The sequence below is a fragment of the Achromobacter sp. 1011811831 genome, from assembly GCF_059760905.1.
The window spans coordinates 61,037-70,824 of sequence record NZ_JCBANG010000026.1 but is presented as its reverse complement, the minus strand read 5'-3'; the positions used below and the strand labels follow the sequence as shown (position 1 = coordinate 70,824).

At 65.8% G+C, this 9,788-nt stretch carries 11 protein-coding genes; 9 read left to right on the top strand and 2 right to left on the bottom strand.

Going from position 1 to position 9,788, the window contains the following annotated elements; translation table 11 throughout:
* From AC6LJ9_RS12690 to AC6LJ9_RS12650, 9 genes are all read left to right on the top strand, one after another.
* Window positions 1-356, top strand: a 356-nt coding sequence (locus AC6LJ9_RS12690; RefSeq protein WP_498147827.1) for a hypothetical protein, incomplete at its 5' end; no start/stop codon positions are given.
* 6 nt (window positions 357-362) lie between these two features.
* Window positions 363-752 carry a flagellar hook assembly protein FlgD gene (locus AC6LJ9_RS12685; protein ID WP_212311995.1) on the top strand — a complete coding sequence of 130 codons (390 nt, stop codon included), beginning with the start codon at window positions 363-365 and terminating at the stop codon, window positions 750-752.
* 11 nt (window positions 753-763) lie between these two features.
* The gene (locus AC6LJ9_RS12680) at window positions 764-1,960 is read left to right on the top strand and encodes a flagellar hook protein FlgE (RefSeq protein ID WP_498147826.1); all 1,197 of its coding nucleotides are present in this window, start codon (window positions 764-766) and stop codon (window positions 1,958-1,960) included.
* Window positions 1,960-2,721, top strand: a complete 762-nt coding sequence (locus tag AC6LJ9_RS12675) for a FliM/FliN family flagellar motor C-terminal domain-containing protein (RefSeq protein WP_498147825.1) — start codon at window positions 1,960-1,962, stop codon at window positions 2,719-2,721. Before AC6LJ9_RS12680 ends, AC6LJ9_RS12675 begins: the two co-directional genes overlap by 1 nt.
* 46 nt (window positions 2,722-2,767) lie before the next feature.
* Window positions 2,768-3,115 (top strand): FliM/FliN family flagellar motor switch protein, encoded by a 348-nt coding sequence (locus AC6LJ9_RS12670; RefSeq protein WP_498147824.1) that lies wholly within the window; start codon window positions 2,768-2,770, stop codon window positions 3,113-3,115.
* Window positions 3,112-3,438, top strand: coding sequence for a flagellar biosynthetic protein FliO (locus AC6LJ9_RS12665; RefSeq protein WP_498147823.1), 327 nt, complete (start codon window positions 3,112-3,114; stop codon window positions 3,436-3,438). The genes AC6LJ9_RS12670 and AC6LJ9_RS12665 overlap by 4 nt, the downstream gene beginning before the upstream one ends.
* On the top strand, window positions 3,435-4,196 hold the full coding sequence (fliP, locus tag AC6LJ9_RS12660; RefSeq protein WP_498147822.1) for a flagellar type III secretion system pore protein FliP: 762 nt from the start codon (window positions 3,435-3,437) through the stop codon (window positions 4,194-4,196). Before AC6LJ9_RS12665 ends, fliP begins: the two co-directional genes overlap by 4 nt.
* Window positions 4,197-4,204: 8 nt before the next feature.
* Window positions 4,205-4,984: a sigma-70 family RNA polymerase sigma factor gene (locus AC6LJ9_RS12655; RefSeq protein WP_498147821.1), complete on the top strand. Its 780-nt coding sequence runs from the start codon at window positions 4,205-4,207 to the stop codon at window positions 4,982-4,984.
* Window positions 4,985-5,043: 59 nt separating this feature from the next.
* On the top strand, window positions 5,044-6,156 hold the full coding sequence (locus tag AC6LJ9_RS12650; RefSeq protein WP_498147820.1) for a tetratricopeptide repeat protein: 1,113 nt from the start codon (window positions 5,044-5,046) through the stop codon (window positions 6,154-6,156).
* An 18-nt stretch (window positions 6,157-6,174) separates the two neighbouring features.
* Here AC6LJ9_RS12650 and AC6LJ9_RS12645 read toward each other — a convergent pair whose 3' ends face one another.
* Window positions 6,175-6,561, bottom strand: coding sequence for a hypothetical protein (locus AC6LJ9_RS12645; protein ID WP_498147819.1), 387 nt, complete (start codon window positions 6,559-6,561; stop codon window positions 6,175-6,177).
* 7 nt (window positions 6,562-6,568) lie between these two features.
* Window positions 6,569-7,132, bottom strand: coding sequence for a tetratricopeptide repeat protein (locus tag AC6LJ9_RS12640; RefSeq protein WP_212311984.1), 564 nt, complete (start codon window positions 7,130-7,132; stop codon window positions 6,569-6,571).
* Window positions 7,133-9,788 lie beyond the last annotated feature (2,656 nt).

Here is a 9,788-nt window from a genome sequence, read left to right as displayed (position 1 = left end):
GCGATATCGAGGTTCGGCCGGCATACGCGGGCGGGCCCGGCATTGACGCAAAGCCGGTATCCGCGCGGCCGAGGGCCGTGTCGCCGATTTCGGCGGAGCCCGCCGCGGCCGCCGGATGGGCGGGCGCCGCGCAGGCGCGCCGGCCGCGCAAGCAGTCCGTTCATGCGCAGCACGACGAGCAGGGCGTTTCGGTATGGATCCGCGACGCCGCGATGAACAGCCTTCAAGCCCGGCATCTCGCCATGGCCATCGCCGAAGGCATGCAGGGCGGGGCGCGCGATCTGGCGTCGCTCTATCTCAACGGCCGTCCGCTGCTGGGCGGCCCGGACTCTCCTTCAACCGCTACGCCGGAGTAACGCTTCATGGCCATCGATTCGACCGCCGCGGCTTCCGCCTCGACCCAGCTGGGCATGCAGGACCTGCTCAAGGTGCTGCTGGCCCAGCTCACCAACCAGAACCCGCTCAAACCCATGGAGAACCAGGATTTCATCGGGCAGATCGCCCAGTTCTCATCGCTGGAGCAGAGCCGCCAGACCTACGCCAAGCTGGACCAGCTGGTCACGCTCCAGTCCACGTTGCAGTCCGTGGGCCTGATCGGCAAGACGGTGGACGCCCAGTCGCCCACGGGCAGCATCACCGGCACCGTGACGGCGCTCAGCCTGGCATCGGGCACGCCGACGCTCAGCATCCGGACATCCAGCGGCTCTGTCGTCAATGACGTGAGCCTCGGTTCGGTATCGGCCATACGCTGAAGGAGCGCGCCATGCTGGATAGCATCTGGTTGAGTCTTTCAGGCATGAACGGATTCTCCAAGGGACTGAAGACCATCAGCAACAACGTGGCGAACATGAACACGCCCGGCTTCAAGAAATCGCAAGTCCTGTTTGAAGAGCAGTTCAACGCCTACGCGCCCTACAGCAAGGGCTGGAGCGGCCCCGACGCGGGCGGCGGCGCCGGCGTGGACACGTATGCGACGCGCATGGATTTCAGTCCGGGCGAAGCCCGGCAGACCGGCAGCGGCCTGGACATGGCGCTGGACGGCGCCGGCTACTTCATGCTGCGCATGCCCGATGGCGAAGTGCGCTACACGCGCGCGGCCCAGTTCGACTTCGGCGATGATGGCGTGCTGCGCAACAAGAGCGACCGCGCGACGGTCCTGGGCACGGGCCGCAATGGCGAGGGGCCGCTGGGCGAGATCTCCACGGCGGGACTGACCACGTCCCCAGCCAACTCCACATCACGCATCCGCTTCAACGGCTACCTGTCGTCGACCGGCACGGATCATCAGCTCAACGCCGTCAAGGTCTACGACCGCAGCGGTGCGGAGCATCTGCTGAAGGTGTCTTTCGTCAATACGGGCGCAACCAGGCCGGGCACCTGGAAAGTGACGGTCGAAGACGGGCCGAACAAGCTGGGGGAAGGGACCCTGGCCTTCAAGGACGGCCGGATCGATCCGGGCGCGTCCAGGATCTCCATCATCTACAGCCTGCCTGCGCTGGACGCGCAGCCGATCGAGCTGGATTTCAGCGAGGGCGTGACGGCGTTCGCGTCCGGGACCACGTCCACGCTGACGGTCTCGAATCAGGACGGTTACGCGGCAGGCACGGCCACCGGCATCACCTTCGACGGTTCCGGAGTGCTGTCCGTCAGCTATTCAAATGGCCAATCCCGGCAGGGTAGCCGCATCGCGCTCGCGCGTTTCGGTTCGGATGACGCCTTGTCTCCGATGGGCGCCAGCCAGTTCGTGCTCAGGGACGAGGCCGCGCGCATGCTGGGCAACCCGCGCCTGCCCGGATTCGGACGCCTGCTGACGGGGCGCGTCGAAGGTTCCAACGTGGACCTGTCGCAGGAATTCAGCGATCTGGTGGTGATGCAGCGCGGCTATCAGGCTTCGTCGCAGGCCGTATCCACGGCCAACGATCTGATCCAGTCCCTGTTCGATCTGAAGGGGCGGCGCTGATGACGGCCTGGAGCATCGGATGGTGGACCGGCCAGGAGAGCGGACGCGTGGCCGACGCGTTGCGGGAATCGCTGCGGGACTGGTGCGGGCAATGGGGGGCCGACTTCGCGGTCCTGCGCGTCGAACCGGAAGCTTTCGACACGCGTCCCTCGACGGATCCGGTCTGGCTGGCGCTGTCCGATGGCGCGGACCAGGGCGGCGCATGGATGGGGCATTCCGACGTCGCGGCGCGCGCGCTGGGCGCGGCGCTGTGCGGCGAGGCCGAGGGCGATGTCGTCGCGCGTTCCGGCGGGGCGATGCTGGCCGGCGCTGGCCGGCGCGCGGCATTGGCGCTGGCCGAGGCGCTGCGCCAGGCGCATGCGTGGCATGCCATCGAGGCCACGCCTTGCGCGTTGCCCGGCGGCGTTGCGCGAGGCGGCTTGATGCTGTCCGTCCGGCTGGGCCTGGCCAGGTTGCCGCTGGCGTTGAGTGCCGGGGCGGTGCAACGGCTGGCCGGGCGCGGTCGGAGGGAAGGCGGACCGCTGGCGCCGTTGCAGCAGGCCATCGGCCGGCGTGCCGTCAGGCTGAACGTGACGCTGCGGCCGGTGCGGCTGGAGATCGGTGGCCTGTGTTCGCTGTCCATCGGCGATGTGGTTGCCCTGGACCATGGGTTGGAGGAGCCCGCGATGCTGCGGGCGCAGGACGCCACGGCGGTCGCCGAGGTGCATCTGGCAAAGATTGGGCCCCACAAGGCCATCCGGCTGGACCGCGCGGCGCCATGAGCGTCGTCTGGTCCGATTATTAAAAGAAGTGCCTAGGAGTACGGACTTGACTCATCCCCATACGGACATTGCCGGCGCAATGGCCCAAGCGGTCGATTTTCCCGAAGGCGCGGATGTCCAGGCGGAGCAAACCGCGCTGGCTATCCGCAATCTCAACCCGATCCACAGCGTGAAGGCGACGCTGTCGGTGCGCGTCGGCGAGGTCGAGCTGACCGTCGGCGACCTGATCAATGCCAAGAGCGCGCAGGTCTTCGCGCTGGACCGACGGGTCGACCAGCCGGTGGACCTGTTGCTGGAGGGCAGCGTGGTCGCGCGCGGAGAGCTGGTCGCAGTGGGCGATCATTTCGGCATCCGCGTGACCGAATTGCCGCTGGACCTGCGTTCGCTCGCATGAACGCCGATACGCCCCTGGCCTGGGGGCAGGATCGGGCCGCGAGCACCGCGTTGCAGTCCTGGTCGTGGGCGCTGGCCGTTGTGCTGGCCCTGCTCGCCTGCGCCGCGGTTTTCTGGTGGCGCCGGCGTCCGGGGCCGCAAGGCGGACGCCGGCGGACGAATGCGCCGGTGAGACGCCTGGGCGGCGCCCGGCTCAGCCAGCGCGTGGCGCTGGAGGTCGTCGAGTTCGGCGGCCAGCGCATCCTGCTGTCCGTCAGCGAGTCCGGCGCCCGCGAGATCGCGCGCGCGCCGGCCGATGCCGGCGCGCCGGGGAGCGGGCAATGAGGCGCGCCGCGCTCGGCCCGGTCCTGGCGACGCTGAGCCTGCTGGCATGGCTGGCGCCGTGGCAGGCGGTGGCGGCGGGCGCAGCTGGCGCCTCGTTGGGCATGGGCGAACTGGCGGGCGCCGACGCGCCCGCGACGGCCAGCGCCTTGCGCATCGCCCTCGGCCTGACCGCGCTCAGCCTGTTGCCGGCCCTGCTGGTGTGCACGACGGCGTTCCTGCGCATCATCATCGTGCTGTCCATGTTGAGGCACGGATTCGGCATGCAGGAAACGCCGCCCAACGCCGCGCTGCTGGGCCTGGCCCTGTTCCTGACGCTGTTCGTGATGTCGCCTGTCATGAATGAACTGAACCGGGATGCGCTGCAGCCGTTCATGCAAGGCAGCATCTCCGTCGAAGAGGCCTACGAGCGAGGCGCCCGGCCCTTGCGGGCGTTCATGGCCAGGCATACGCGCGAGGAAGACCTGGCGCTGATGCTGGAACTGTCGGGCGCGCCCAAACCGGCCACGCTCGAGGAGGTCGGGAACGTCCAGCTGATCCCCGCGTTCATGCTGTCGGAGCTGCGCGTCGCGTTCCAGATCGGCTTTGTCATTTTCCTGCCGTTCCTGCTGATCGACCTGATCGTATCGAGCGTGCTGATGGGCCTGGGCATGATGATGATGCCGCCCGTCACGGTCTCGCTGCCGATCAAGATCCTGCTGTTCGTGCTGATAGACGGCTGGGGACTGGTCCTGCGCTCCACCATCGGTTCCTTCCATTGAGGCCGGCCATGATGATCGCAGCTGTGCAAGAGCCGGAATGGCCCGTGCTTCCCGAAGAGGACATGCTCTGGTTCTCCTACCGGGAGCAACCGACACAGGCGTTGCGGGACCGCCTGGTGTCGCGTTATCTGCCCTATGCGCGCGCGATCGCGGCGCGCATGTACTCGCGGCGTGGCGGTCAGGATTTCGAGTTCGACGACTATATGCAGTACGCCTCGCTCGGCCTGATGGAGTGCGTCGACCGCTATCAGCCTGGCCTGGGCGCATCGTTCAAGACCTATGCCACCACCCGCATGACGGGGGCCATTCTCAATGGCCTGGAGAAACTCACCGAGCGCCAGCAGCAGCTGTCCATCCAGCGGCGCATGACCGCCACCGGCGAGCGCGTCGCCTCGCTGGCCGAGGATGACGCGCCCGATGGCGCCGAGGAGTCGACCGAGGCGCTGTTCCGAAGGCTGGCGGCCGCTGGCGTGGGCGTGGCGCTGGGCGTGCTGCTGGAAGGGTCCGGCCTGATCGAATGGGAAAGCACCGAGGCCGCGCGCGGCCTGGGCGCCTATGAACAGGTGGAGCTCAGGCAGCTGCGCGACCGCGTGTTGGCGCTGGTCGCCGCGCTGCCCGAGCGGGAACGTCATATCGTGCGTTCGCACTACATGCAGGACGTGCCGTTCCAGGACATCGCGGCGGAGATGGGCCTGACCAAGGGCCGCATTTCCCAGCTGCACAAGCGCGCCCTGGACATGCTGAGACAGGAACTCGGCAAGCTCAGGCAGTCCGCCGCCGACTTCTGAAGCCGAGATTGGCGCTACGCTCTTCCAAGAATGAATCCCGCAGCAAAGGAGCCCTGAACATGTCGACCTCTTCCGAACGCCTGGACCGCTATGACGCCTACCTGCGCCAGGATCCCGCCAACGCGCCGCTCGCGATGCAGGCGTTCGAGCTGGCGCTGGAGCTGGGCTATCTGGAGCGGGCCCAGGCTTATCTGGACCAGGCCAAGGCCGTGGATGGAGACGCGGCCTATCTGTCGCACCGACAGGCAGCGCTGCTGGCGGCCCAGGGCCGCTGGCCAGAGGCGTTGGCCGCGCAGCGAGCGTTGTGCCAGCGGTTTCCAGATGACGCGGATTTACAGGCCACCCTGGCCACGCTGTTGCATTGCGCCGGGGAGCACGATGCGGCCGAAGGGGTCTGGTCCGAGTTGCTGGCGGGCGGCCGTCTGCCGCCGCATGCCTGGGCCTATCGGCTGCGCACCCTGCATTTCCAGCGGCGCTTGACCGAAGGGCTGGCGTGGGCCGGCGCGCAACCGCTGGAAGGCCAGCCGGAAGCGGCGGGCGTGCTGAGCCTGATGGCCGTGGACGCGGGCGACTTCGCGGCCGCGCGGCGCTGGGTGACGGTTGCGCTGGCGGGTGCACCGGACTGCGTCGAGGCCTTGACGGCGCGCGGCGCGCTGGCGCTGGCGGCCAAGGATCCCGTGAGCGCGCTGGCCGACTTGAACGCCGTGTTGCAGCGCCGGCCGGCCGAAGGGCGCGTGTGGTCGTCGGCGGGTATCGCCCGGCTCCTGCTGCGACAGCCGCAGGCAGCCATCGATGCCTTTCAGCGCGCCACGGCGCTCATGCCCGCGCATATCGGCAGTTGGCACGGATTGGGCTGGGCGCAGTTGTTGCAGGGAGACCTGGCCGCTGCATCGGCCGCATTCGAGAGCGCGCTGGCGCTGGACCGCAACTTCGGCGAAAGCCATGGCGGCGTCGCCATCACGCATGCGCTGGCGGGGCGGGCGGAACAGGCCGATCATCACATCGAGCTGGCGCTGCGGCTGGACCCGGCCTCCCTGTCGGCCCGTTATGCGCAGGCCGCGCGCAGCGGCGCGCTGCAGCATACCGAAGCGTTCCAGCGCCTGGCCGAGCGCGCGCTGCGCGGCGCGCAAGCCCCGGACGGCCGCTCGCTGCTGGACTGGGTGTCGAACTAGACGCACCGCGCGGCCGGCTCAGCCCGGCTGGGCTTCCCCGGGCATCGCGAGCAGCAGGCGCGCCGCTTTCTGGCTGGCTGCCAGCAGATCCGGTTGCGCCTGCATCCGCTGCTGGACGATGTCCACCAACTGATGGAACTTCGGATCGTTGATCAGCCCCGCACCCAGTTCGGACAGCAGGGCCGCCTCCAGGAAATAGCGGAAAGCCTTGCGCTCGCGGTCGGGGTCGTCGCGGTCCAGTGCCGATACCCGCGTCAGCAAGGCCGTGAAGACCGGCGGCTCCGCCGTCTTGGTGGGTTTGGCCGCGTTGGACGCCTTGCCGGTCATTCCTGTCTTGCCTGTCCGGCCGCCCGCGAGCGTGCGCTGCTGGATGAGCTGGGCCAGGCGCCCAATGCCGTCGATCATGAGGGGCCTACAGGTTCTGCTTGTAGGAAGCCAGCACGAATTGGGCGGCGGCTTCGTTCTGCGGGGCCGCGGAATCGGCCGCGGCGTCGCCGCGTTGCGTCCGGATATGCGCGGCCACCATGCCCATGTCCTGGTTCAAGGGTACGTTCTCGTCATTGTGCGAAATGCCCTGTTCGATGAGGAACAGGGCATCGTCGAAGCCGTCCATGGCCAGCGCGGCGAAGGCGCGCTTGAAGCACACCAGGTAGTGCGATTCCCCCAGCGTTTCGAGCGGCGCCCAGGTCTGGAACGCGGTCTGTGGCCGCGCGCTGGTGAATTGCAGCAGGCCCAGCTGGAACCTGGCGGTATTCAATTCCGGATCGAGAGCCAGGGCGCGAATAAACGCCGCCTCCGCGGCGTCGACCTCGCCCGCGTGCATGTGCTGGGCGGCCAGCAGGGCATGCACCGTGCCGGATCCGGGATGATCGGTACAGGCTTGTCTCAGGATGCGCAGCGCAGCCTCGCTGTCGCCGTCTTCCAGCGCCTGGACGTAGTGGTCGAGATAGAGCGGGCGGTCTGTGGGTGTGGTCATGTCGAAAGGACGGCGGAACCGGGAATCTGACGGCGGGCCGCGTGGACAACGGCATGGCGTGAACCTGTTTTCCCACAACCGGGAGACGAAGCGGGGAGCTCAGCCCGGCGGGTCTTGCGCGCTTCGATCGGCAGGCCATGGCGGTCGCCAGCTTCTGCCGCGCGAGGATCATGCACCAAGGGTACCACCGCGCTTCTCGGGTTCGGAGGACAGAGCAGGCGCGTCATCGCGTTCAAACAGCGACCTTCGCGGCGACGCCTGCGGAAGATTGCGGCGCGACGGCGAAAGTCTGGCTCATGGGTGCTCCGGAATCGGGTACGGCTCGGCCATCGGCACGCCGTGAGGATTGGACCCGTCAAGTGGGGCCTGTTCGAACTTGTCCTAATGGGGAAGGTTCGGTTTAGGGCGGCCATCCCTGGCATCCGGATCTGCTACCCGTTTGACCCGTGGCAAGCCGCTGCCGCTAAACCGGCGAGGTCCCGGAGGGAGAAGTTGAGCACGGATAGTACGCCCTCGATATTTCGGGGCGGTGCGCAAAAACACTCTGAGGGTTGCCTGAACATGGTCGCGATCGTAAGTGGAAACACGCTGGGGCTTAATCTGAGTTCGCTGGCGACGCTGGGCGATAGGGGTACGTTCGGCAATGCCGCTCTGGGGCGTAGTTCTGAGCAGATCTACGTCAACGTGACGACGGGAAACCTGGTTTTTCGCACCGTGGACGATCAGCTGGCTGGCCATGGGGCGATGTACGGGATCGTGCGTACGCATAACAGCCAAGGAAAAGGTGGACATGAGGACGCGTGGGCGATTGGCGCGGCTCTCAAGAAGGTCCAGCTTATCGGACAGTATGGCAAGGCGGGAAGCTATTTCAAGCGGGTGGACGAGGACGGGTCGGAGCAGACTTTCGCCTACAACTCATACACGGGAAGCTATACCTCGAATGAAGGAGCGGGTGCCCACGACACCATGGTCTGGGACCAGGAAGCGGGTCACTATGTTTGGAAGGAAGGAAGCTCAGGCCTGATTGAGCGCTACGAGGTCGGCGGTGCCGGGCGTTTGCTCAAGAGCACGGATGCCAGCGGCAATTCTCGCGTCTATGCGTACGGGGCCAATGGCAAGCTGGCGAGCGTGACCGACTCGAGCGGGGGCGTTACGTTCTACGACTATGCCGGAAAGAATCTGACGCAGATTCGCACAGCCACGATGGATGGCGGGGTGCAGGTAGTGCAAACCCGTGTGCGCTACGGCTACGACAGTCTGGGGCGACTTTCCACAGTCTCGGTCGATCTGACTCCAGAAGACAACTCCATTGCCGATGGCAAGGTGTTTCAGACGTTCTATACCTATGACGGCGACAGCGACAGGATTGCATCCGTGTCCCAGACTGACGGCACGCAGATGTCGTTCAAGTACGTGCAGGATGCCAGCAAGCGTATTTCAGAAGTGACGGATGCGCTTGGCCGGGTGACCAGCTACAACTACATCAACAATCAACAGGTAAATGTTATCGATCATTTGGGGGCGGTCACCAGCTACAACTTTGACGCGCGGGGAAACCTATCGGCTGTGACCACGCCGGCGGCGAACGGTGTCCGGCAAACGACCTCCTATGTCACTTCCGTCTATGGAGACGTGACGCAGATTACATATCCAGGCGATTACGTCGTCGATATGGTCTACGACGCCCGAGGCAATCAGATCAAGTGGTCGGACTCGCTTGGCAATCTCGTGACGCGCAGTTATGACAGCGAAAATCGATTGCTGACGGAAACCGCATACTCGGTCCCAGCGTCGAATGGCAAGGCTGCGAGCGGTGAGCTTGTCACGAGAAACGTCTACGACGCGGCAGGAAGGCTACGGTTCCAGATCAATCCCGTGGGCAACGTTACGGAACATCGCTACAACGGCTACGGTGAGCGGATCTCCACCCTGACGTATGCGGGAGACGTGTACCCCATTCGGGCATTGGCTTTGAACGAGGCGCCGACGGAGGCGTCGATGCAAGCCTGGGCCTCTGCCGCGGACATGAACCGGGTATCGCGAGTGGATGCGGTTTATGACTATCGCGGCATGCTGCAACAGACGACGGCATATCGCTCAGTCAACGCAAGCGGCGATGGCGTGCTGGATGGCGAACAGGCAGTAACGCGCTATGTCTACGACAGGTCGGGACGGTTGATTTCAACCGTCACTCCCACGGGAGGCGCCACTAGCTATGTCTATGACGGCATGGGCCGTGTGATATCCGTGCAGAATTCACTGGGTCAGACGACATTGACGCAGTATGACGATGTTGGAAACCGGATGACGTTGACGCAGGCAAACGGTCTGCGCACTGTGTCGGTCTACGACAAGGCCGGGCAGAAGATCAGCCAATATGAGCAAAGTCCGGAGGGCCAGAATCTTGGCGAAACGCGATATGTCTATGACGTGCTGGGCAGGCTGCGTATCACCACGGACCCGGCGGGGAGACAGACATTCATTGTCTACGACGAAGTGGGCCGCAAGACCGGAGACGTGGATGTAAACGGAATCTTGACCGAATATCAGTACAACTCGCAAGGCAGGCTCTGGCGGACGAACACCTATTCCACCAAGGTGGACATTTCCAATCTGGTAGACGCCCAGGGAAAGCCGAAGATCGTGCAAATGGGCA